The sequence below is a fragment of the Blautia sp. HCN-1074 genome (assembly GCF_037890165.1).
Lineage (GTDB): Bacteria > Bacillota > Clostridia > Lachnospirales > Lachnospiraceae > Blautia_A.
On the sequence record NZ_JBBKBP010000010.1, the window covers coordinates 105,742 to 131,675 of the forward strand.

At 37.9% G+C, this 25,934-nt stretch carries 21 protein-coding genes; 20 read left to right on the top strand and 1 reads right to left on the bottom strand.

Annotated features, from left to right (window positions below; all coding sequences use genetic code 11):
• Positions 1-13 precede the first annotated feature (13 nt).
• The 20 genes from WKT11_RS10535 to WKT11_RS10630 all read left to right on the top strand — a co-directional run bounded on the left by WKT11_RS10535 (position 14) and on the right by WKT11_RS10630 (position 24,763).
• A complete protein-coding gene (locus WKT11_RS10535) occupies positions 14-748 on the top strand; it encodes a FadR/GntR family transcriptional regulator (RefSeq protein ID WP_340284205.1) in 735 nt (244 codons plus the stop codon).
• An 81-nt stretch (positions 749-829) separates the two neighbouring features.
• On the top strand, positions 830-964 hold the full coding sequence (locus tag WKT11_RS10540; protein ID WP_274604820.1) for a hypothetical protein: 135 nt from the start codon (positions 830-832) through the stop codon (positions 962-964).
• Between the two features lie 45 nt (positions 965-1,009).
• Complete coding sequence (locus WKT11_RS10545) at positions 1,010-1,237, top strand: GntT/GntP/DsdX family permease (RefSeq protein ID WP_118609842.1); 228 nt, start codon at positions 1,010-1,012, stop codon at positions 1,235-1,237.
• 111 nt (positions 1,238-1,348) lie between these two features.
• Positions 1,349-3,094, top strand: coding sequence for a dihydroxy-acid dehydratase (gene ilvD / locus WKT11_RS10550; RefSeq protein WP_340284209.1), 1,746 nt, complete (start codon positions 1,349-1,351; stop codon positions 3,092-3,094).
• A gap of 69 nt (positions 3,095-3,163) precedes the next feature.
• Entirely contained in the window at positions 3,164-4,195 is a 1,032-nt protein-coding gene (locus tag WKT11_RS10555; RefSeq protein ID WP_243099400.1) for a sugar kinase, read from the top strand.
• Positions 4,196-4,208: 13 nt separating this feature from the next.
• Entirely contained in the window at positions 4,209-4,850 is a 642-nt protein-coding gene (locus WKT11_RS10560) for a bifunctional 4-hydroxy-2-oxoglutarate aldolase/2-dehydro-3-deoxy-phosphogluconate aldolase (protein WP_118408627.1), read from the top strand.
• 344 nt (positions 4,851-5,194) lie between these two features.
• Positions 5,195-6,988 carry a sensor histidine kinase gene (locus WKT11_RS10565; protein WP_340284212.1) on the top strand — a complete coding sequence of 598 codons (1,794 nt, stop codon included), beginning with the start codon at positions 5,195-5,197 and terminating at the stop codon, positions 6,986-6,988.
• Positions 6,989-7,002: 14 nt separating this feature from the next.
• Positions 7,003-7,725 carry a response regulator transcription factor gene (locus WKT11_RS10570; protein ID WP_173721376.1) on the top strand — a complete coding sequence of 241 codons (723 nt, stop codon included), beginning with the start codon at positions 7,003-7,005 and terminating at the stop codon, positions 7,723-7,725.
• A 101-nt stretch (positions 7,726-7,826) separates the two neighbouring features.
• Positions 7,827-9,044 carry an ABC transporter substrate-binding protein gene (locus tag WKT11_RS10575; RefSeq protein WP_118408567.1) on the top strand — a complete coding sequence of 406 codons (1,218 nt, stop codon included), beginning with the start codon at positions 7,827-7,829 and terminating at the stop codon, positions 9,042-9,044.
• 102 nt (positions 9,045-9,146) lie between these two features.
• Positions 9,147-10,043, top strand: a complete 897-nt coding sequence (locus WKT11_RS10580) for a carbohydrate ABC transporter permease (protein WP_118408569.1) — start codon at positions 9,147-9,149, stop codon at positions 10,041-10,043.
• 20 nt (positions 10,044-10,063) lie between these two features.
• The gene (locus tag WKT11_RS10585; RefSeq protein WP_008705227.1) at positions 10,064-10,900 is read left to right on the top strand and encodes a carbohydrate ABC transporter permease; all 837 of its coding nucleotides are present in this window, start codon (positions 10,064-10,066) and stop codon (positions 10,898-10,900) included.
• A gap of 24 nt (positions 10,901-10,924) precedes the next feature.
• Entirely contained in the window at positions 10,925-12,922 is a 1,998-nt protein-coding gene (locus WKT11_RS10590; protein ID WP_008705225.1) for a glycoside hydrolase family 31 protein, read from the top strand.
• A 250-nt stretch (positions 12,923-13,172) separates the two neighbouring features.
• Complete coding sequence (locus WKT11_RS10595) at positions 13,173-14,438, top strand: helix-turn-helix domain-containing protein (protein ID WP_118408573.1); 1,266 nt, start codon at positions 13,173-13,175, stop codon at positions 14,436-14,438.
• Positions 14,439-14,550: 112 nt separating this feature from the next.
• A complete protein-coding gene (locus WKT11_RS10600; RefSeq protein WP_340284220.1) occupies positions 14,551-16,629 on the top strand; it encodes a beta-galactosidase in 2,079 nt (692 codons plus the stop codon).
• 246 nt (positions 16,630-16,875) lie between these two features.
• Positions 16,876-18,186, top strand: coding sequence for an ABC transporter substrate-binding protein (locus tag WKT11_RS10605; protein ID WP_118408577.1), 1,311 nt, complete (start codon positions 16,876-16,878; stop codon positions 18,184-18,186).
• Between the two features lie 73 nt (positions 18,187-18,259).
• A complete protein-coding gene (locus WKT11_RS10610) occupies positions 18,260-19,138 on the top strand; it encodes a carbohydrate ABC transporter permease (protein ID WP_008705221.1) in 879 nt (292 codons plus the stop codon).
• 13 nt (positions 19,139-19,151) lie between these two features.
• Entirely contained in the window at positions 19,152-19,988 is an 837-nt protein-coding gene (locus WKT11_RS10615) for a carbohydrate ABC transporter permease (RefSeq protein WP_118408579.1), read from the top strand.
• Between the two features lie 75 nt (positions 19,989-20,063).
• On the top strand, positions 20,064-20,894 hold the full coding sequence (locus WKT11_RS10620) for a response regulator transcription factor (RefSeq protein ID WP_118408581.1): 831 nt from the start codon (positions 20,064-20,066) through the stop codon (positions 20,892-20,894).
• A 58-nt stretch (positions 20,895-20,952) separates the two neighbouring features.
• A complete protein-coding gene (locus tag WKT11_RS10625) occupies positions 20,953-22,683 on the top strand; it encodes a sensor histidine kinase (protein WP_196002264.1) in 1,731 nt (576 codons plus the stop codon).
• A gap of 22 nt (positions 22,684-22,705) precedes the next feature.
• Positions 22,706-24,763 carry a beta-galactosidase gene (locus tag WKT11_RS10630; protein ID WP_340284228.1) on the top strand — a complete coding sequence of 686 codons (2,058 nt, stop codon included), beginning with the start codon at positions 22,706-22,708 and terminating at the stop codon, positions 24,761-24,763.
• Between the two features lie 198 nt (positions 24,764-24,961).
• Here WKT11_RS10630 and WKT11_RS10635 read toward each other — a convergent pair whose 3' ends face one another.
• A complete protein-coding gene (locus tag WKT11_RS10635; RefSeq protein WP_340284230.1) occupies positions 24,962-25,504 on the bottom strand; it encodes a prolyl-tRNA synthetase associated domain-containing protein in 543 nt (180 codons plus the stop codon).
• Between the last annotated feature and the right edge of the window lie 430 nt (positions 25,505-25,934).

A 25,934-nucleotide genomic window follows, 5' to 3' on the forward strand; every position in this document is an offset into this window, starting at 1 on the left:
TAAGGAGGAAACAATGAGTCAGAAAAAAGTACAGATAAAAAAGACTCTTGGTCAGCAAACCGAGGATCAGCTAATGAAGTACATCTTAGATAATCAGATTGCAATTGGTGAGAAAATTCCAAATGAATTTGAGCTTGCTGGGATATTTGATGTAGGAAGAAGTACAATTCGTGAGGCTGTGAAGGGGCTGGTAAGCCGTGGGATTCTGGAAGTGCGGCGTGGAGACGGAACTTATGTGATCAGTACAGTTTATATGGAGAATGATGTTCTGGGATTTGGGCAGATAAAAGACAGATATCAGCTGGCATTAGATCTTTTTGATGTCCGTCTGATGATTGAACCGGAGATTGTCACATGGGCATGTAGAAAGGCAACGAAGGAACAGATTGCGAAACTTCGTGAATTATGTAATGAAGTTGAGATGCTATACAAGCAAGGGCATAATCATATCCAGAAAGATATGGAATTCCATAGTTATCTGGCGAAACTCAGTGGAAATATGGTAGTAGAGCGTCTGATCCCTGTAATCAATACATCAGTTGTGATATTTGCCAATATCACATACAGAAGTCTGATGCAGGAAACTCTGGAAACACACAGGGCAATTGTTAACTCTATTGAACATAAAGATCCTGTAGGGGCAAAATGTGCCATGAATATGCACCTGACCTATAACCGGAAGGTAATCATGGAACTTCTGGAAAAAAAGAAAAAAGTAAGAAAAAATCATGAACCAGATGATATATAAGTACATCTGCTATTAATCAATCAAACAAGAATAATAATGTAAATACATCAGACGTATTGAATGTTATAAAAACGTTTTTTAATGAAAGATAGTAAAAATATACAAAAAACAGGCGGTGAACAAGGAAAAATCACCGCCTGTTTTTGTCGTTTTGCAGAAAAAAATATATATACGTCATATGTATTGAAAGCTGAAAATCCAATTGTTATAGTGTAGCCATGATCAAGCAAGGCGCCGGAAATATAAAAATAGTTACAACACATGCCTATGGTTTCAGGTCTTTCACAGTTGCAGCTTGCAACACTTACTATCGCGATTGCAGCAGGAGGAACAGCCTTCAGCCATGTAAATGACTCCGGTTTCTGGCTTTCCAAATCTTTATTTGAAGTTGATGAAAAGACAAATCTGAAAACATGGACAGTGATGGAAACGATTGTTGGTTTAGTAGGAATTGTTGGAGCAACGATCGTATGGTTTATCGTTTCATAATAAAAAATTACCATATATATTTTAGCACATGTTTGAAACACACTCTAGTGTACAAACAGGTTGATTTCTCGAATAATCTTACGTCTAAATTGCTTAGCAGGAGGAAAAATCATGAATTTAAAAAGTCAGGAAATGCGTAAATTAGCGCCGGAATTAGACCCATTAAGAATCGGAACAGGATGGAAAAAGGAAGATCTTGGGAAACCGCAGATTATGGTTGAAAGCACTTATGGTGACAGTCATCCGGGAAGCGGACATTTAAATATATTGGTAGAAGAAGTCAGAAAAGGTATTGCAGAAGCCGGAGGCTTTGGAGCGCGTTACTTCTGTACTGATATCTGCGACGGGGAAAGTCAGGGAACAGATGGAATTAATTACAGTCTGGCAAGCCGGGAAATGATTGCAAATATGATAGAGATTCATGCCAATGCAACTCCATTTGATGCAGGTGTCTATCTTTCCAGCTGTGATAAAGGAATGCCGGGAAATCTGATTGGGCTGGCAAGAGTCAATATTCCAGCCGTTGTTGTTCCTGGTGGAACAATGAATGCCGGACCAGAGATGCTTACTCTTGAACAGCTTGGCATGTACAGCGCGAAATATGAGAGAGGCGAAATTGATGAGGCAAAGCTGGACTGGGCTAAATGTAATGCATGTCCAAGCTGTGGAGCATGCTCTTTTATTGGAACTGCATCAACCATGCAGATTATGGCAGAAGCGTTAGGACTTGCACTTCCGGGAAGCGCATTAATGCCGGCAGCCAGCCCGGATCTTCTGGCATATGCAAGAGAGGCCGGAAGACAGGCGGTGAAATTGGCGCAGACAGAGAATATGCGTCCAAGTGATATTGTGACAATGGAAAGTTTTGAAAATGCAATTCTGGTTCACGCAGCAATTTCAGGAAGTACAAACTGTCTTCTCCATATTCCGGCAATCGCACATGAGTTTGGAATAGAAATTACAGGAGATACTTTTGACCGCCTTCACAGAAATGCAAGATATCTGTTAGATGTTCGTCCGGCTGGAAGGTGGCCCGCAGAATGCTTCTATTATGCAGGAGGAGTTCCGGCCATCATGGAAGAAATTAAAGAACATCTGCATCTTGATGTAATGACGGTAACAGGAAAGACTCTTGGTGAAAATCTTGATGATCTGAAAAAGAACGGATTTTATGAGAAATGTGATAAATGGCTGCAGGAATTTAATCAGAGATATGGTATTAAAATTTCAAAAGAAGATATTATCCGTCCATATGACAAAGCCATTGGAACAGATGGAAGTATTGCAGTATTAAGAGGTAATCTTGCGCCTGAAGGTGCTGTTATCAAACATACGGCGTGTCCGAAAGAAATGTTCAAGTCGGTTCTTCGTGCGAGACCATTTGACAGTGAGGAAGAATGTCTGGATGCGGTTCTTAAACATAAAGTTCAGAAAGGTGATGCTGTCTTTATCCGTTATGAAGGACCAAAAGGAAGCGGAATGCCGGAAATGTTTTATACATCTGAGGCAATCAGCAGTGATAAAGAATTAGGAAAAAGTATCGCTCTGATCACGGATGGAAGATTCTCAGGAGCTTCAACAGGTCCGGTGATCGGACATTGCAGCCCTGAGGCAGTAGATGGTGGTCCTATCGCTCTGGTAGAAGAAGGCGATCTGATTGAAATTGATGTAATGGAGCGAAAACTGAATATCATTGGAATTGCCGGAGAGCGCAAAACAGCAGAAGAGATTGATGAGATACTAAAAGAAAGACGCAAAAACTGGAGACCAAGAGAGCCGAAATATAGAAAAGGAGTTTTGAGATTATTCAGCCAGCATGCGGCGAGTCCGATGAAGGGTGCATATCTGGAATATTGATCAAATGGGATATGAGAAAAGGAATTGACTATGTATCAGGAAGAAAATAGAAAACAAAGATTTATAACAATGGGTGAAATTATGCTGCGTCTGACTCCTCCTGACTGTGAAAAAATCCGGACGGCAGATTGCTTTGAAGCGAGATATGGAGGAAGTGAGGCGAATGTGGCATTGTCTCTGGCAAATCTTGGGATAGACAGTTCATACTTTACGGTTGTACCGGATAATAGCCTTGGAAAAAGTGCGATAAGAATGATGAAAAGTAATGATGTTGACTGTACACCTGTAATTTTCAGTACATCTGAAGAAACTCCGACACATAGATTAGGAACATATTATCTGGAGACTGGATATGGGATTCGTCCAAGTAAGGTCATTTATGACAGAAAACACAGTGCTTTTGATGAGTATGATTTTACTAAGGTCGATCTGGAAAAATTACTGGATGGCTATACCTGGCTGCATTTAAGTGGGATTACCCCTGCTTTGGGAGAACGTTGCAGAAAAATGATCATGGACTGTCTGAAAATTGCAAAAAAGAATGGAATCACCGTCAGCTTTGATGGAAATTTCAGAAGTACATTATGGAGCTGGGAAGAGGCAAGAGAATTCTGTACAGCGTGTCTTCCGTATGTCGATGTTTTGATGGGAATAGAACCATATCACTTATGGAAAGACGAAAATAATTACAGTGCAGGAGACGTGAAGGATGATATCCCATTTCAGCCAGATTTAGAACAGCAAGAGATAGTCTTCAATGCATTTGTTAAAAGATATCCGAATCTGAAATGTATTGCCAGACATGTACGATATTCTCCAAGCTGTAGTGAAAACAGTCTGAAAGCATATCTGTGGTATGAGGGAAAGACTTATGAGAGCAGAAAACTGACATTTAATATTCTGGATCGTGTTGGCGGTGGTGATGCGTTTGTAAGTGGAATTATTTACGCACTTATGCAGAAATTTACTCCGGAAGATACCGTAAATTTCGGAGTGGCCAGCAGTGCGATCAAGCATACACTTCATGGAGATGGAAACATTACCGATGATGTTTCACTGATCCGTCATGTGATGCAGATGAATTTTGATATTAAAAGATAAAGGGGCAGAGATTATGAAAACAATAGAAGAACAGTTTCAGAAATTAGGAGTAGTGCCGGTTGTTGTTCTGGAAGATAAAAAAGATGCGATTCCTTTAGCAAAGGCTCTGTCTGAGGGCGGACTTCCATGTGCGGAAGTAACATTCCGTACAGAGGCAGCGGCAGAAAGTATTCGTCTGATGTCAGAAACATATGCGGATATGCTGGTAGGAGCGGGAACTGTACTGACTACAGAGCAGGTAGATCTTGCAGTGAAATCTGGTGCAAAATTTATTGTAAGTCCAGGGTTTGACCCGGAAATCGTGGATTATTGTCTGAAAAAAAACATTCCGGTATTTCCTGGGTGTATTTCCCCTTCAGAGGTTGCCCAGGCTGTAAAAAGAGGATTGAAAGTGGTTAAATTTTTTCCGGCAGAACAGGCTGGTGGAATTGCCATGATAAAGGCAATGGCAGCGCCATACCAGAACCTTAAATTTATGCCGACAGGAGGAATAAATACCGGAAATTTGAAAGATTATTTATCTTGCGATAAGATTCTGTGCTGTGGCGGAAGCTGGATGGTAAAGGGAGATATGATCAGAAACGGTGAATTTGATAAGATTCAGGTTATGGTAAAAGAGGCAAAGGAATTAGCGGATGAGATTCGCTTTAACTGAAAGAGAATATAAAAAGAATATAGTTCAGGATATGAGATTTTTCCTATGGGTAATGTAACTGAAAAAACTGTTAGTACATAGTCTGCTAGCAGTTTTTTTGTTGTAGGCAAATTTCTGTGGGAATTTAAACTATAACGTTACTGTTTACTATGCTCTCAGTAACACTATAAGTTTCTTTGTGCTATGATGAAACTATATATATTTATTTCGGTATAAATTATGTTATAATTTATTAGTCTTTCGGAAAGAGACAATTTTATAAATTGATATAAATAAATGTTGATGCATAGATAACTTATAATCTACAGATTGTTATACAATATTTAAAAGGAATGATACAAATAATGAAAAATTATCTGGAACGTTTTGTTGGTAATCCTCATAGCTTTCAAAGGAAAATTATAACAATTTATCTGGTACTGACAATAATACCTATGCTTTTGATTGCATTGATAATTACCGGAGTATATTATCAGAGGATTTTGGACAGTGCATATAATATATTGAATGAAAATGCACAACAGCATGAAATCATTGTGCAGGAAAGAATGGAGAATTATGAAAATGTAATGTATGAACTGGTTGCAGATTCAGAATTTATTAATCTTGCTAAAATGTATAATATCAGTGATTCTGTTGATGAGCTGAAAATCAAGAAAATCTTAAGTAATGGTATTAATACGTATGACCAGATCAGGGCAGCTGTATTTCTTTCTGACAGTGGGAAATATGTGAGTTATTCTCGATGGTATGGAAGTCAGTATGACAGTATCTGGTCAGAATCTAAGAAAAGAACGGAAATCTATGATGATGTGAATAACAATCAGGCATTAACATTTATTGCTACTGTAAATATAGGTATTGAAGAAGTGAGAGATGACCAGGCGATTCTTATGGGATTTCCTGTACGTGATCTTAGAACACAGGAACAGAGCGGAGTTCTGATTATTGCACTGGATGATAATTGTCTGTTGTTCAATAGTGAAAGTGAGAGTTCTGTAAAAGGGGTAGAAACGGTTATTATAGATGATTATAATAAAATTATTGCCGGAACAAAGGACAAATTTATTAATATAAGTCTGGATTCTTATCTGGGGGAGATTTATAAAAATGTTTCTACATTGGAAATACGGAAATATCCGATTCAGTCTACTCAGTGGTCAATTGTACATATTATTGACAGAGCAATTTACAGGGAAGATATTTATCATACTTTATGGGCAGTAATAATAATTGTTGTAATCGTAGTAGTAATAGTTTGTGCACTCGTATGGGGAATTTTTGGAAGGTACATTGGAAATATCCAGAAAATTTCACAGGGATTGCGAAATTATGAGGGAAAACAAACGGAAGAACTTAAAGTAGATGTTAATAAAGAAGATGAGTTGTATACGATTGTACGTCAGTTTAACAAAATGACAGTACGTATTAACCATCTGGTAGAGACGCTTGAAAAGAAAAACATAGAGATTCAGGAAGCGGCAATCAGTCAAAAACATGCAGAAATTAAAGCATTAGAAGCACAGATTAATCCGCATTTTCTTTTTAATACGTTGGATTCTATTAATTGGCGTGCCATTGAAAATGATGAAGAAGAAATTAGTGATATGCTGGCAACATTAGGGAGCCTTTTAAGATACAGTGTGTCAAACATTGAAAGTATGGTTTGTCTGGAGGCAGAAATAAGTTGGATTAAAAAATATGTATTTCTTCAAAGAGATCGTTTTCAGAATTCTTTTGATTGTGTTTATGATGTAACGGAAGATGCAATGGGGTTTCCTGTATATAAAATGCTTTTGCAACCTATAATTGAAAATACGATTCTTCACGCATTTGAAAATGTAAAAGAAGGTGGAATGATTAATATAGAAGCCTGCGTCAGAAAGGATGGAAAGCTCGAGATTCACATCAGAGATAATGGATGCGGGATGGACATATTGACATTAGAACGGATTCGAAAAGAAATTAGGGAAAATGGAGCACTTAATAGTGAAAGTATTGGTATTAGTAATGTAATTCACAGACTTCGTATTTACTATCAGGAAGAAGCTAATATTATGGTCAAAAGTAAACTTGGAAGTGGAACAGAATTTATTCTTGTTATTCCAAGAAAAGATCCGGGGATTATTGTAGCATAGGAGAAGAGCAAATTATGAAGAAAATAATTATTGTAGAAGATGAATTTCGTATCAGAAACGGCTTATCCACTCTGATTAATAAACTGGATATGGGATGTAAAGTCATAGGAGAAGCAGAAAATGGTTTTGAAGGATTAAAAATGATCAGTGATATGGAGCCTGAGGTGGTCATTACAGATATAAAAATGCCGAAAATGGATGGATTATCTATGATACGTCAGGCAAAAGAAATGGGAGCATCCTGTGATTTTGTAATATTAAGTGGTTATGCAGAATTTGAGTATGCACAGCAGGGAATCCAATTAGGAGTAATGGATTATCTGCTGAAACCGGCATCTGTTTCAGACGTGAAAGAATTGCTGAACAAATTAAATGAGGAAAAAGAAATAACACAGGGACTGAACAGAGAAAACTGTTCGGATATTGTTAGAGAAATGATTAATGTGATAGAAGAGTCGTATGGAATGAAACTGCAGTTAGATGCTATAGCTGAAAAGTTTCATATGACTCCGGAGTACCTTGGAAATCTTTTTGCAAAAGAAACCGGAATTACTTTTTCAAATTATCTGCGACAGGTAAGAATGGAGAAAGCAAAAGAACTTTTGACTGGTACCGATATGAAGATATATGAAGTTGCCTGTGCTGTGGGATACCCGGATCAAAAATACTTCTCTAAAGTATTCAAAGAATATGTGGGGGTATCTGCCAAACAGTTTGCTTTGAAAACTGTAAAATAATTACACTTTTTTTAGAAAAATAGAATTTTTTTTAGTGCTTCTGACTGCTATACTACAATTACAAACAAAGAGAACAGAACATTATTTAAGGAGGGTAACAAATGAAAAAAAGAATTGCAGTAGTTGCAATCGCAGCGCTTATGGCGGGTTGTCTGACAAATGTAGGAACGGTATCGGCAGCAGAGCCTACAGAGATTACTTTCTGGCATTATATGTCAGAAGACAAAGAAGGTAAGTTCGTAAATGAAGCAATTGAGGAATTTAATAATTCTCAGGATGAAGTTCATGTAACGGCACAGTATCTTCCAAGAGAGGAACTGATGAAACAGTACACCATAGGTGTAGTTTCCGGAGAACTTCCAGATTGTGGAATGGTAGATAACCCGGATCATGCTTCTTATGCATCCATGGGAGTATTTGAGGATATTACGGATCTGTACAATTCATGGGATGAAGCAGATTTTATGGAAGGATCCATTAACTCCTGTTATTATGACGATAAACTTTATGGATTACCTTGGGGAAATAACTGTCTGGGACTTTTCTACAATAAATCTATGTTGGAAGAGGCAGGAGTAGAAGTACCTACAACATGGTCAGAGTTAGAGGCAGCATGTGAAAAACTGACAACAGATACTTGTAAAGGTCTTGCAATTTCTGCAATTGGAAATGAAGAGGGAACTTTCCAGTATATGCCATGGCTTCTTTCAGCAGGTGGAAGCGTGGATAATCTTACAAGTGATGAGTCCAAAGAATCTATGACTTACCTGAAAGACTTAATGGATAAAGGATATATCAGCAAAGAATGTATTAACTGGACACAGGCAGATGCAGAGAAACAGTTTGCATCAGGACAGGCAGCTATGATGATTAACGGACCGTGGCAGTTCTCAGGACTTTCTGATGATGCTCCGGATCTGGAATATGGAGTGGCTAAAGTTCCGAAAGCAGATGATGGAGATTATGCTTCTGTACTTGGTGGAGAGAACGTAGCTATCTGTAAAGGCGCTAATGTAGAAGCAAGCTGGAAATTCCTTACATGGATTACCAGTAAAGAAGAGTCGGCAAAAATCTGTGAAGCGATTGGACGTTATTCACCAAGAGCAGATGTAGATGTACAGGAAATGTACAAAGATGATCCATTAAATGCTACTTTTGCTGAGATTCTTCCTACTGCAGAATCCAGAGGTCCTTCACCTGTATGGCCAGAAATCTCTGAAGCTATCTATTCAGCAGAACAGGAAGTACTTTCTGGTCAGAAAGATGTAGATACAGCTATGAGCGATGCTCAGGCAAAAATTGATGCTCTTGATAAATAAACAAATAAATTAATAAAAAATCAGAGAATCCCATCGCATATACAATATTAATTGTGATGTGATGGGATTTTTATGCTCAAAATTGTAAAAAGGAGGAGCCAGATGAACAGTAAGAGCGAAAAAAGGGAGAGACGGATAGGTTATTTTTTTATTCTTCCTGCAGTTATTTATATGCTGATCTTTATAGGATATCCTATTGTATATAACTGGATTATCAGTTTACAGGATGTAACGGCGACGACACTGGCAAGTGCGGCAAGAGATTTTGTAGGGCTTGATAATTTTAAGGCGATTTTTTCGGATGTAACATTCCGTAAATCAGTGCTTCATACATTTGTATATACAATCGGATGTCTGGTAATCCAGTTTTCACTGGGATTCCTGCTGGCAATGTTTTTTGTAAAAAAATTCACATTAGCAAAACCAATAAGAGGGTTTATCGTTATCAGTTGGATGCTTCCGGTTACGGTTACTGCACTTGTGTTTAAATTCATGTTTGGAGAAAACAGTGGAATTATTAACACTATTTTAATGAACCTTCACCTTATTAAAAGTCCGATAGGATGGCTGTTAAAAGGTAATACAGCAATGGTGGTTCTGATCATTGCCAATTCATGGGTTGGTATTCCGTTTAATATGCTGCTCCTTACAACTGGATTAAATAATATTCCAGGCGATGTTTATGAGGCTGCATCAATTGATGGAGCAACATCAGTACAGAAATTCTTTAAAATCACGATTCCTCTTTTAAAACCAACAATTATGTCAGTACTGATTCTGGGATTCGTACTTACCTTCAAAGTATTTGACTTGGTATATGTTATGACTGGAGGCGGACCGGTAGATGCGACAGAAGTATTATCCACATATTCCTACAAACTGTCTTTCCAGACATTCCATTTCGGAGAAGGTGCAGCTGCAGCAAATGTATTGTTTATCTGCCTGTTTATTGTTGCATTGATATATTTAAAAACTATTTCAAAAGACGAAACTATATAAACAGAAGAAAGGAGCTCATTATGAGAAAAATACATTTAAGAGATAAGCAGAAAAATATTCTTCTGAGTATTCTGGCTGTAATTATTGCATGCATATTTTTGTTTCCATTATATTGGATCATAGTCAATTCTTTTAAGATTGACAGTGAGATCTTTTCAAGTGTACCTACACTTTGGCCGAAGAAATTTACAATTACGGCATATAAAGACCTGATTGGAAATCTTAGTGTTACATTAAAAAACTCTGTCATCATTGCATTAGGCTCTATGATTCTGTCTTTAGTATTATCAGTACCTGCAGCTTATGGGCTGGCAAGATATAAAGTAAAAGGAATGAAACTTTTCGTACTTGTTTTTCTGGTAACACAGATGCTTCCTGCATCACTTGTATTGACACCACTGTTTTTGATTTTTTCAAAACTGGGACTGCTGAATTCTTATTTAGCTCCAATTTTATCTACAGCTACTATTTCTATTCCGTTTGTAGTTTTGATGTTAAGGCCAGGTTTCCTGAGTATGCCTAAGGAACTGGAGGATGCAGCTAAAATTGATGGTTGTACCTCTCTTGGAGTATTTTTCAGAATATGTATTCCGATTAGCAAACCTACAGTTATTACGGCAGCATGTTTCAGCTTTGTATTTGGATGGAATGATTTGGTTTACTCAATGACATTTAATACAAAAGATACAATGAGACCTATGACATCAGCAATTTATACATACATGAACCAGTATGGAACTAAATGGAACAGTATTATGGCTTATGGCGTACTCTTGATTCTGCCATGCTGTATTATATTCCTGACTATGCAGAAACATATTGTAGAAGGTATGACAAGCGGATCCGTAAAGGGTTGATAAATTAATCTAGGAGGACAAATAATGGACGTGTTTAGAACTGAAAATAATTGCCTGAAATTTCATTATGATGCAGAGGAACTTTGGATTCAGCCATGGGGAGCGAACAGCTTCCGTATCCGGGCAACTAAACTGGCAGAAATGCCAAAGGAAAACTGGGCATTAGAAATGCCGGTAGAGGATATTGTTCCGAAGATTCAGATTGAAGAAAAAAGAGCTTCTATTATTAATGGAAAAATAAAAGCCGTGATTTCTTCTTATGGAAAATTGACTATTTACAATTCAAAAGATGAAATTCTTTTAGATGAATATCTTAGAAATCGTCTTGATGTGTTTGCTGATTATTGTAGCGCTTTGGATATTGAAGCAAGAGAGTTTAAGCCAATTCTTGGTGGAGATTATCATCTTTCTATGAGATTTGTATCTAATCCGGAAGAGAAAATTTATGGAATGGGTCAATATCAGCAGCCATATCTGAATCTGAAAGGAACAGATCTGGAATTGGCACAGAGAAATTCTCAGGCAAGTGTTCCATTTGCTGTTTCTTCTCTGGGATATGGATTTCTATGGAATAATCCTGGTGTAGGACGAGTAATGTTTGGAAAGAATATTACAACTTGGGAGGCATATTCTACAAAAGTTCTGGATTACTGGATTACAGCAGGTGATTCACCGGCAGAAATTGAAGAGGCATATGCATCGGTAACAGGAACTGTACCTATGATGCCAGATTATGCTATGGGATTCTGGCAGTGCAAACTTCGTTATCAGACTCAGGATGAACTTCTTAATGTAGCAAGAGAGTACAAGAAAAGAGGCCTTCCTATCTCTGTTATTGTTATTGACTATTTTCATTGGCCATTACAGGGCGACTGGAAATTTGATGAAAAATATTGGCCAGATCCGGATGCGATGATTCAGGAATTAAAAGAAATGGGAATTGAGCTTATGGTATCTATCTGGCCGACAGTAGATTATAGAAGCGAGAATTTCCAGGAGATGAAAGAAAAAGGATATCTGATTCGTACAGATAGAGGTTTTCGTATTGTTATGGATTTCCAGGGAAATACGGTACATTATGATGCTACCAATCCGGCCGCAAGAGAATATGTATGGCAGAAAGCGAAAAAGAATTATTATGATAAAGGGATAAAAGTATTCTGGCTTGATGAAGCAGAACCAGAATATAGTGTATATGATTTTGATAATTATCGTTATCATATGGGACCAAATGTACAGGTTGGAAATATTTATCCGGCATTATATGCAAAAACATTTTTTGACGGAATGAAAGCAGAGGGACAGGAAAATATTATTAACCTGTTGAGATGTGCGTGGGCTGGTTCTCAAAAGTATGGAGCACTGGTATGGTCCGGAGACATTCATTCTAGTTTTTCAAGTCTGAGAAATCAGTTAGCAGCAGGACTAAATATGGGTCTTGCCGGAATTCCGTGGTGGACTACAGATATTGGCGGATTCCATGGTGGTGATCCAAAAGATCCAAAATTTCAGGAACTTCTGGTAAGGTGGTTTGAATATGGAACTTTCTGTCCGGTTATGAGACTTCATGGCTATCGTGAACCTCTAAAGGAGCCTATGGGAAAGGAAGGTGGGGCAGCCTGTGTTTCCGGAGCTGATAATGAGGTATGGTCTTTTGGTGAAGAGGCATATGAAATCTGCAAGAAGTATCTGGCATTACGTGAAAGTATGAAACCATATATTACAGAATTAATGGAGGCAGCGCATGAGAAAGGCACTCCGGTTATGAGACCTTTGTTCTATGATTTTCCAAAAGATTCAAAATGCTGGGAGATAGAAGATCAGTATATGTTTGGCCCAGATGTTCTGGTAGCACCGGTTACTTATGCTGATATGAGAAAACGTACCATATATCTTCCAGAGGGCTCTCAGTGGACAAATTTTGATACAGAAGAAATTTATGAAGGTGGACAGGTAATAGAAGTTGATGCTCCTCTTTCACAGATTCCGGTATTTACGCGAAATGGAAGAAAATTAAAATAATACAGATAAATTTAAGAAACCATGAGCACTGATTGCTTGTGGTTTCTTTTGTGTATTACTGAATATATCACCAAGAAGATAAGTGTTTTCGAATGTTTTTACAAAAAGCAGGATAAGTCTTTATTCAAGATGATTATACATGCTATAATATCCAACAGAAAAGATAAAAAGTTAGTAGACTAAAGCGATTATAGTTTAGGGCGTGTTAGACAAATCATTTCTGCAATTTGCACGCTTTAGGGAGAAAAACATGAATCTTGAATATATTTGCGAACAGATGGTGCGTATTCTGCATGGCAATATTACCTGTATCAATAAATCAGGTGCAATAGAAGCCTGTTATGGGGACATGGCGGCGCAGTACAATCCTTTATTTACAAATTCGGAATTTCTATCTGCTGTTCATAATCGTGAAAAAAAAGATTACCCAGATCTTTTCTATGAGAAGGATACGATTCTTTATGCTGTTATTCCATTAGAAAGTGGTGAGATTCAAAACGAGACAAATAATGAATCGAAAAGTGGAAGCCGTTTAGATGAAAAAAAGCATTTTGCAAAAATTGTGGTTGGTCCTGTCAGCACTGAAAAGTATACAAAAGATTCAGAACATTATCTGATGCAGCATCACCATATCAGTGATGAGACGGGCTTTCGTCTGTCGTTTTGTGAGCTTAAAGTGTTTGGCTCAGGAATTCTGATGCTCTATCACATGATAACAGGAAAAGAACTGACGATTAATGATCTCTGGCAGAAGAATGGAATCCGGGAAACAGATATTATAGAGGTGAAAGGGCAGATTTCCAGTGTTATTTTCGAGCATCAGGAGCAGGAGCTTCCGCATAATCCTTATGATCAGGAAGTGCGTGAATTGGATAGTATCCGTCATGGAGATGTGGAAATGCTTAACCGTAGTCTGGCTGAAACTTATCGTGGAGAAGTAGGACAGCTTGCCAAAAATCAAGTCCGCCAGGCGAAGAATATTGCCATCTGTGTTATCGCACTTGCATCCCGTGCAGCCATCAGCGGGGGAATGATTCCGGAAGAGGCTTTTTCCATGGTGGATGGTTACATTATGAAGATCGAGGATATGAATAATGCAGTAAAAATCGATTCCATGATGCGTCAGGCAGAATACGAATTTGCAGAATGTGTGGCGGAAATTCATAAGAATCAGCAGAAAAATGAGCTGGTTGAGCGGACAAAGAATTATATTTATCAGAATCTCCACAGTGATATCGTTATAGGAGAGATCGGACAGAAAATAGGGGTAAATACAAGCTATTTATCGGATCTTTTTCATAAGGTTGAGGGGACTACTATACAGCAGTATATCCGTAAAGAGAAAATACGCCTTGCGGAAAATATGCTTCGTTATTCTGATTATGAAGTAAAAGAAATTGCCAGTTATCTGTCTTTTTGTTCTCAAAGTTACTTTGGAAATATTTTCCGTCAGCAGACAGGAATGACACCTGCCAGATACAGAAAGAAATATGGAAAATGGAAAGAACAAAAATAAATGATATTCACCTAAAATAGATGATAGAATAATCCGCACGGCTTGGTTAATATAAAGTTCATAAGAAATCAACAGCTAATTGGACAGATATTAACAGGAGGATATTATTATAATGAAGGAACTTCTTTTCGGAGCGGCATATTATGATGAATATATGCCATATGACCGTCTGCAGCAGGATGTTGCAATGATGAAAAAAGCAGGAATCAATACAGTGAGAATTGCGGAGTCTACATGGAGTACCTGTGAGCCGCAGGAGGGTACGTTTGACTTTTCTCATGTAGAACGTGTAATGGACACAATGGAAGAGGCAGGAATCAATGTCATCATTGGAACTCCTACTTATGCGATTCCTACATGGATGGTGAAGTCTCATCCGGATGTAATGGCAGAGACTGTAAAGGGCAGAGGTATTTACGGAGCCCGTCAGATCATGGACATCACTCATCCGGTATATCGTTTCTATGCAGAGCGTGTGATCCGTAAATTAATGGAGTGTACCGCACACAGAAAATGCGTTATTGGTTTTCAGGTAGACAATGAAACCAAATACTACGGAACAGCCGGAAAGAATGTGCAGGAGAAATTTGTGAAATATCTCCGCAGGAAATTTAATAATGATCTGGATGCCATGAATCATGAATTTGGTCTGGATTACTGGAGTAACCGTATCAATGCATGGGAAGATTTCCCTGATGTGAGAGGAACGATCAATGGAAGCCTCGGAGCTGAATTTGAAAAGTTCCAGAGAATGCTGGTGGACGAATTCTTAAGCTGGCAGGCAGATATCGTAAATGAATACCGCAGAGAGGATCAGTTTATTACTCATAATTTTGACTTTGAATGGCGGGGATATTCCTATGGAGTACAGCCTGATGTAAACCATTACCATGCAGCGAAGGCACTGACGATTGCAGGCACAGATATTTATCATCCAACACAGGATGATCTGACAGGGGCAGAGATTGCATTTGGCGGTGATATGACACGTTCTTTAAAGAGAGATAACTATCTTGTTCTGGAAACAGAAGCTCAGGGTTATCCAGGATGGACTCCGTACAAGGGACAGCTCAGACTTCAGGGTTATAGTCACCTTGCAAGTGGTTCTAACAGCGTAATGTACTGGCATTGGCATTCTATTCATAATTCTTTTGAGACATACTGGAAGGGACTTCTCAGTCATGACATGCAGGAGAATGCGCCATATCGCGAAGCATGTATTATGGGTAAGGAATTCTTAGAAATCGGAAGTCATCTGGTGAATCTGAAGAAGAAAAATGATGTTGCTATCCTTGTAAGTAATGAGGCATTAACGGCTCTCAAGTGGTTCGGAATCGAGGCAACTGCGGCAGGAAATAATGGCATTGGATATAATGATGTTGTGCGCTGGATTTATGATGCACTGTATCAGATGAATATTGAGTGTGACTTCGTATGGCCGGAATCTGATAATCTGGAACAGTATAAAGCAATTTTTGTCCCGGCACTCTATGCAGCACCAGATGAACTTCTGGAAAGACTGAAACAGTATGTGGCAGATGGTGGTACGTTGGTGGCAACATTTAAGACGGCATTTGCGAATGAGAATATTAAGGTAAGTCATGAAATGCAGCCGCATATTTTAAGTAACTGCTTCGGAATCAACTATCAGCAGTTTACCTTCCCGAAGAATGTCGGACTGACTGGAAGTATTATCCGAGAAAGTGGTGCAGATGAAGCAGATAAGAAAAACGAAACAAAAGAAATTATTGAGACTGAAGAAAATACAGATGTGCCTGCAACAGCTAAAGTATTTATGGAATTATTAATGCCGCAGGAAGCAGAGGTACTTGCATCCTATGACCATTATAATTGGAAGGAATACGCAGCAATCACAAAGAATCATTATGAAAAAGGAACTGCCATCTACATTGGTTGCATGACAGATGACAACACTTTAAAAGCAGTGATCACAGAAGCACTTAGGAGCGTTGAGGTAGAGCTTCCGGAATACAGATGGCCGGTGATCGTAAGAAAAGGAACCAACGATCTGGGAAAATGTGTCAGATATATCCTGAACTATTCCGCAGAAGAACAGAAAGTTTCTTATTATGGCAAAAATGGTACAGAGTTGTTATCAGGAGAATCTGTACAGGATGGAGAAAGCATCACGGTTTCACCATGGAATATAAAAATTGTTGAAGAAGCATAAGATATAGGTAATGTAAAACACAGGGAGATTTTTCTTATAGATATTCCTGTGTTTTATATTGCCTTTAAATATTGATATTATATTGTGCAAAAACTATAAAAGACAAAAAATTAACAAATGAATGACAAAAAAACAAACAAAAAGGACATAATTCTTTCTTTAAATGAAGGTGAAAATTGATAAAATATTCTTATAGAAAACACAGAGATATATACAAATATCACAATCAGGGAGGAAAGAAATAAGATGAAAAAATTTACAGTGTGTTTACTGATCGGTGCAATGGCTGCAAGTATGCTTACCGGCTGTGGAAGCAATGGTGGAAGTTCTGATTCTTCAGACTCAAAAGCAGACAGCAGTTCAGAAACAATGACTATTATGATGAACGGTTCTGATTCAGATGCATTTATGGAAGGATACCGTAAGATCGTTGATGGATTTAATGAGTCCAACGAGTATGGAGTAAAGGTAGAAATTCAGAACATAACCAACGCTGACTATAAGACAAAACTGACAACAATGATGGCTTCTGACTCTGAACCAGATATTATCTTTACATGGCCACTTGGATATCTTGAAAACTTTGTAAATGGTGATAAGGTCATCAGCATTCAGAAATATCTGGATGAAGACGAGGACTGGAAAAATAGTTTCAATGGAGGTATTTTAGATCCTTTAACATATGATGGCGAAGTATATGCAATCCCAACTCAGCAGAGTACAGCTATCATGTATTATAACAAAGCAATTTTTGATAAATATGGTCTTGAAGTTCCGACTACATATGATGAGTATGTGCAGATATGCGACACATTAAAAGAAAATGGAGTTACACCTGTTGCATTAGCTTCTACAGCGGATGATGCATGGCTTGTATCTCAGTATATCCAGCAGCTGAGTGATGGAATTAAAGGCGAGGATCTATTCAACTCTATAAAAGACGGCACAGGAAAATGGAACGATGAAGGTATGGTTGAAGCTGGTAAACTGTTCCAGGAAGAAGTTAATAAAGGATATTTCGAAGATGGATTTACCGGAGTATCAAGAGAAGAGGCACAGTTACAATTTGCAAATGGACAGACAGCGATGTACTTCAACGGATGTTGGGAAATCTCCAATCTGGATAAGAAAGAGAATGCTGCAGAAGCAGAAAATATTAGTTGCTTCTTAATGCCGGCAGTAAATGAAGAATATGCAGGTGTAGAAGTTGGTTCTGTTGATACTTCTTATGCGATTACTAAGAACTGCAAGAATGTAGATGCTGCAGTAGCGCTGTTAAAATATATGACAAACGAAGAATCAACTTCTTTATTACTTTATGATTATGGACGTACCCCAAGTACAAACTTTGATATCGACAATTCAAAATTAACACCGCTGTGTGCAGATTTCATAAATCTTCTGGGAGATGTAAAGGTACAGACACCATGGTTTGACCGTGTAGATACTGATCTTGGAAATGAATTTAACAATACAACAATTGGAATTGCAAACGGTGATGATGTGCAGGAAGCATTTGATACCCTGCAGTCTTATGCAGAAAGCAAGAGTAAATAAACAGATTGTTAAATAAACTGGCGGAACCTGAGATTTTACATCGGGTTTCGCTTGTTAAAAGGGAGAGTTGTCTATGAATAAAGTAATGGGTAATAAGAAAACCATAGCACTTTTTGTATTGCCTGCATTTATTATTTATGCAATCTTTGCATTAGCTCCTATCTTTTATAATGTGTATCTTTCATTATTTGATACAGACCTGATGTCAAAGATGAATTTTGTAGGAATCAAAAATTATCTGAGTCTTTTCAGTGATAAAACATTTAAACATGCATTTGGAAATAATATTCTGATGGTTGTTGGATCTTTGGTGGCACATATGCCATTAGCAATGTTCTTTGGTAATGCAATCTTCAAAAAAATCAAAGGTGCATCATTTTTCCAGACTGTATTTTTCCTTCCATGTGTAATCTGTGGCGTAGCAGTTGGTCTTACATGGACATTCGTTTACAATGGTAACTATGGTCTTTTGAATGGATTCTTAAAGGCAATCGGACTTGGCGGTCTGCAGCAGATGTGGCTGGCTAACAAAGAGACAGCAATGCTTTGTATCATTATTGTTATCATGTGGCAGTATGTTGGTTATCATATGGTAATTCAGCTGGCTGCAATGAGAAATATTGATTCTTCTTTCTATGAGGCTGCTGAGATTGATGGTGCTACGGGCTGGCAGCAGTTTAAGTACATCACATTTCCGCTTATCAAACCAATCCTGAAAATTGACGCGGTTCTGATTATTACAGGTTCTCTGAAATATTACGATCTGGTTGCTGTTATGACTTCAGGTGGACCAAACCATGCAACAGAGGTTATGTCTACATATATGTATTATCAGTCATTTAATATTCTGAATTATGGATACGCCAGTGCAATCGGTGTTGTCTTAATGTTACTGTGTATATTATCTGTAGGAATTTCCAACAGAGTATTCAAGACAGACGAAACAGTGTAGGAGGTGTTGGAAAATGAAGAGAAGTGCCTCAGAAAATATATGGCTCGTTATTAAATATGTATTGCTGATCGGGTTTACGATTCTTTGTGTCTACCCTCTTGTATGGCTGTTTTTGGCATCATTTAAAACGAATGCTGAATTGTATACGAATACATGGGGATTACCGGAACAGTGGTCAATGACAAACTATGTAAATGCAGTTGTAAAAGGTGGTGTATTCAGATACTTTGGAAACTCAGTTATTATTGCTGTTTCTGTGGTTCTGGTTACTGTAATCCTTGCAACAATGGCATCTTATGCAATTGCCAGAATGCATTGGAAGCTTGCAAACCTTACACATAGTATTTTCCTTTTAGGAATGATGATTCCTATTTATGCTCTGGTAATTCCTCTGTTCTCTATTTTTAAGGGGATGGGGCTTCTGGATACACATCTTGCTGTTATTATTCCGCAGATTGCTGTAGGATTTCCGATGGCCATTTTCATTATCTGCGGATTTATGAGAAGTATTCCGACAGAACTTGAAGAGGCAGCAATTATTGACGGATGTACGGTATTTCAGTGTTTCTTTAAGATTATCCTGCCAATAGCAAAATCTTCAGTTGTAACAGTTGCAGTCGTTCAGTTTATCAATGTGTGGAATGATCTTCTGTTGCCGAGAATTTTCCTCACGGACAGTTCAAAAATGACGCTGCCGGTAGGACTTACCAACTTCCAGGCGATGTATTCTACAGACTATGTAGGTATGATCGCGGCAGTTATTATTACAATTATTCCTAGCATTGTAGTTTATATTTTATTACATAAGCAAATTATGGAAGGTATGGTTGCAGGTGCTGTAAAAGGATGATATGATTCAGAAAAAGAAATCGCTGCTTCTTATATGGGGCAGTGATTCTTTGAATCAGGAAAAGGTGGTAATGTTATGAATTTGTTGATTGCAGATGATGAGGCTGTAATTCGCAGGGGACTGCTGAGTCTTGACTGGAAATCAATAGGAATTACAGATGTGTATTCGGTTGCAAATGGAGTAGAAGCGAAAGAACTTTTGTTGAGCACATCGATAGATCTGGTTATTTTTGATATCAGAATGCCCGGTTTCAGTGGACTGGAACTGGCGCAGATGGTGAAAGAACGGTCTATGGATGTGGCCGTTGTACTTTTATCTGGATTTTCAGAATTCGAATATGCAAGATCGGCAATGCGATATGGTGTATATGAATATCTGCTTAAACCGGTTTCTCCAAATGAACTGATGGAAACAATGCATAACGTTATGCACCGTCTGGAACAGAAAAGATTTGAACAGAAGTTATTAAGCCAGAAGGATGAATTTGGGGAAAAGCATGATGCGGTATCGCAGGTAAACAGTCTTTTTGTACAGTCATCCGGTGCAATCAAATCGATTCTGACTGATATCGCGCAGAATTATGAGCAGAATATTTCTTTGGCAGATCTGGCTGAGAAGTATCATTTTTCAGAGAGTTATATTTCACGTAAGATTAAGAAAGAAACAGGCTATACTTTTGTGGATATTCTAAACGGGATTCGTCTGATGTGTGCTGCGAGTCTTCTTAAAACAGGTGAAAAGATAAGCGATGTGTGTGAAAAAACAGGATTTAATGACCAGCATTATTTTTCACAATTGTTTAAGAAAACATTTGGATGTACGCCGTCAAATTATAGAAATGAAAATGGTGAAAATTTCCCGGGACTTTATGAAATACTGAATAGTAAATCAGGAAATGGAAAGTGATATGAGAAGGCGCGATAAATTAAAACAAACTGGTGTTTTAAAAACAAATGGAAGTTTGATGAATAAGATTTTTAAAGTCTATATGCTGTTAATGTTTGTCTCATGTGTTGTTCTGCTGGTTGTTTTCGGAATTCGTTTTTCCAGTGTTTATAACTCACAGGCAAGATCACATATGAACGATGTTACTGTAGCAGCAGAAACAGGATTGGAAGAAAGAATCAGCCAGATTGATCAGCTCTCTGTGTCGATTCTGATCAATAACAGTGTGCAAAAGAACTTAAAAGAAATCAATTATCAGACACTGGTGAATCCGGAAAATACATCCTTTCAAACTGAAAAAGCAGCGATTTCCAGTGAAATCCGAGGAAGTGTTTTTAATGTCTCGGGAATTGTTTCGGCCAGGATTTTTTCTCTGGATAATGTGGAAATTGTAATAGGAACCTCTGGTAAAAGAATCAAAGCAGATGATATTACAAAAGAAAAAATCTATGACCAAAATGGAGGGACACTGTGGGCAGACGATGAAGAAAATGGAATGATTGGGTTATATCGTGCCATTCTAAGTGTTGATGATTTTAAACCTATCGGATATATGATTATTGAGTGTAAAAATTCATATTTCAGTGAAAAACTTCAATCTGTTCCCAGCACGTATAAAAATCGTTTTTACCTTTTGAATAATGATATGGACATTATCGTATCCAGTGAGAAAAATATGTGTGGAAATTCTTTTCCACTGGAAACGAGAGACTTTAAGAATGTAAAAATTGTCAAGGATCCCAGTACAGGAGAGAATAGCTATTTTACATATCAGTATGTGAATAATGGATGGCTTCTGGTTTCCACTATCAATGTGGGACAGTTGTGGAAGAATATAGGAATTGCACTGGTGAGTGTACTTATTACGTTTGGAATCGTGCTTTTGGTTTCTCTGATAATAATGAGATATGCTGCCAGAGTTATGGTAAAACCGACAAAGAAACTGGTAGATAGTATGACTGCATATCAGGAAGGAAACTTTGATTCCCGATTCAAGGTGGAAAGTCAGGATGAGATCAGCCAGATTGGTATGGTTTATAACCAGATGGCGGATAAGGTACAGAATCTGATAGAGAAGAATTATACGCTGGAAATTGCAAACAGAGAGGCTGAGATTGAATTTCTGAAAATGCAGATCAACCCTCATTTTCTGTATAACTGCCTGGATACGATAAGCTGGCTTGGTTTTTCAAATGGAAACAGTGAAATAACGGATCTGGCAGTTGCTCTGGGAAAATTTCTCCGGGCAAGTATCAAAAGGGAAGACTATTATACGGTAAAACAGGAAATGGAGGTTGTAGATAACTATTTATTTATCCAAAAATACAGGTTTGGAGACAAAATAGAGATCAGACATAATATTCCTGATGAAGTGCTGAATTTCTATATACCAAGCTTTATCATTCAGCCGGTTATAGAAAACAGTATTGTACATGGTCTGGAAGAACAGATTGAAAAAGGAATCCTGTGGATCAACATTCAGCTATGTAATAACAAATATCTTCAGTTTAATCTGACGGATAATGGAAAAGGCATGGATGAAGAGCAGTTAAAACAGGTCATTCAGAATTATAGTGATAAAAACAAAAAAAGCAGTATTGGATTGAGTAATGTATATCGAAGGTTGAATTTGCTATATGGAGAAGCATGTGAATTTCATGTGACAAGTGTAGCGGGAGAAGGAACAGAGGTGACTTTCAGGATTCCTGTAATGCAGGTACCTGGCAATCATACTCTGAATGAAACATAAATGTTTAGTGGAGGACATGACAATGAATGCAAAACAGAACTACAAATGGAACGAACTGACAATGGGAACCTGTTATTATCCGGAACACTGGGATAAGAAACTCTGGGCAGATGATCTTGACAGAATGAAGAAGACCGGAATTTCTGTGATCCGTATTGCAGAGTTTGCATGGAGCAAAGTAGAGCCGGAGGAAGGTGTTTTTACCTATGATTTCTTTGATGAATTTCTGGACCTATGCAGTGAAAAGCAGATGAAAGTTATCTTCGGAACACCTACAGCAACTCCTCCTGCATGGCTGACAGAGAAATATCCGGAAGTCTTAAATGCACGGAAAGATGGTGTGCTTCTCAGACATGGAGGAAGAAGACATTATAATTATAACTCACCGGTTTATCAGAGACTTTGTGCAAGGGTTGTGGAGAGAGAAGCTGCTCATTATGCGAAACATCCGGCAATCGTGGGATGGCAGATTGATAATGAAATCAACTGTGAAGTGGATGAGTTTTATTCAGAGGCAGATTCTGTTGCGTTTCGTGAATTTCTCAGAAAACAGTATGGAACTCTGGAGAAATTAAATGAAGCATGGGGAACTACCTTCTGGAATCAGACTTATACAGCATGGGATCAGATTTATGTTCTGCGCCCGGTTTTAACTCGGGGAATTAATCCTCATCAGCATCTGGATTATATCAGATTTATTTCAGAGAGTGCCCGTCATTTCTGTAAAATGCAGGCAGAGATTATCAAAAAATATGTAAAACCGGGAGACTATATCACAACAAATGGTAAATTCTGGAATCTCGACAATCATAAAATGGAGAAAGAGTCTCTTGATGTTTATTGTTATGATTCTTATCCGGATTTTGCATTTGGTCTGGATCGTGATCCGCTGCACAGTGATGATCTGAATGATCGTAAATGGTCTCATAATCTCGCAGAGATACGTTCTATTTGCCCTCATTTTGGAATTATGGAACAGCAGTCCGGTGGAAATGGCTGGACAACCAGAATGGAAGCACCGTCTCCGCGTCCGGGACAGTTAACTCTCTGGGCAATGCAGAGTGTAGCTCATGGTGCTGATTATATTTCTTTCTTCCGCTGGAGAACCTGTACATTTGGTACAGAAATCTACTGGCATGGAATTTTGGATTATGATAATCGCGAGAATCGTAAATACAGAGAGGTTCAGGATTTCTATAAGAAGTTAAAAGCAATTGACGGTGTATGCAATTCAGAATATAAAGCAGCATTTGCAATCGTTAAGGATTATGATAATGAATGGGATACTTCTGTAGATGTATGGCATAACAGAGTAGCAGGAGCAAGCGAACAGGGAATCTTTAAAGCTGCTCAGTTGACACATACACCATATGACATTGTATATCTGCAGGAGGACAGTGAACTTACAGATCTGACGAAATATCCGGTACTGTTTTATGCACATCCGGTTCTGATCAGTGAAGAACGCGTGAAACTTTTGAAAGAATATATTGAGCAGGGCGGAACATTGGTTATCGGATGCCGTTCAGGTTATAAAGATATGAATGGTAAATGTGTGATGCTTCCACAGCCGGGGCTGCTGGCAGAACTTACCGGTACAGATGTACGTGATTTTACATTTACAAGTCCTGCAGAAGACGAGGTATTTGCAGAGTTTAGCGATAAGAAAATACCAATGCCAGTATTTAATGATATCATTACACCGCTGGAAGGCACAAAAACACTGGCCGTCTATGGAAACAGTTATTATGAAGGAAATTCTGCGCTTACCTGCCATGCAGTTGGCAAAGGACAGGTACTCCATCTGGGTGCAACTTTCAATAAGGAAAATACTGAAGCATTGTTTGATTATCTGAAGATTAAAGAGCCATTTAAAGAATATATTGAAGCTCCGGAAACAGCGGAAGTGATTATGCGTGAGAAGGATGGAGAGAAATACATTTTTGTATTAAACTACCAGGCTGAAAAGATTGAATATACACTTCAGAAACCAATGATCGCACTTTATGATAAAACAGAAGCAACAGGAAGATGTACACTTCCTGCATTTGGAACTGTTGTGTATAAAGTAATAGAATAAAAAATATTTCGAGAGTTACCGAAAGAATATAAAGACAGGGACGAACTAAAAACTGCTATAGAAACAAGAATGATATATTTGGCTTGTTATTCAAAGAAACATATATCAGGAAATGTTTGATATAGCAGTTTTTCTTTGTCTGTGTATATGACAGGAAGGATAATCTTGGTAATTTTTATCAGGCAGTTTTTTGATAGATTATTCCCCAAGTAATTTCACATAACGTGCCTGATGATGAACGGCAGGGAGAAATACATTTAAAATATCATCTGTCTTTATACGGAGGCTGGAAGTGTTGATACATGGATGGCAGCCAAGATAAGCCTGGTTCAAAAGATCTTCATCAATCAGGAGTTGTACCTTATTGTCCTTGTCGTTCATCAGTCCCATAACGCTTACAGAACCCGGAGTGATATCCAGTAATTCTTCCATATATTTCTCGTTAGCAAAGGAGAGCCGGGCGGTGTTTATCTGAGAGGAGAGTTCTTTTGTTTTAAATTTCTTGTCTCCTGGCATCAGCAGGAGATAGAAGTCTGTCTCCTGTCTGTTGCACAGGAAGAGGTTCTTGCACATATGTGTTCCGAATAATGCGTCTATATCCTGGCATGCTTCAATAGTCATTGCTGCCTCGTGATCTATCCGGCCATAGGAGATACCAAGAGAGTCTAATAAATCGTAAACACGTATTTCTTTTTCTAATCGTCCAACGTTAGTGGCAGGACGTCCATTTAATAATTCCATTTTTTGATTCCTTTCGAGTGATTATAAATGTAAAAGCATTGTTTTGAAGATATCTGCAGGCATTGTAGCACAGAGGTTTATAAAAAACAATATAATGGATGGGAAGGGTATTAAAAAGAGTTCTTTTGCTTCTATAAATTGATAGTTAATGAGAAACTTTGCTCGAGATGAGCGTAGAATTTTATAAAAATGTTGTGATTTATATATTTTTAAATAAATATGAGAAAGGGAAAACTGGAAACATTTTTTATTTACTTAAGTTTGTTTCCAGTTTTGACTTGTAAAGAAATGTTACATATTATCTCTGAATTCTTCAAGAGAAGAGGCGCTAAGAGAAAGTTGAATGACCGCGCGTCGCATTCTCGTTACTTCAGTGATGAGTTAGACGCGCAATTTTTTTGTTAAAAAAAGAACATATGTTTACAGAATG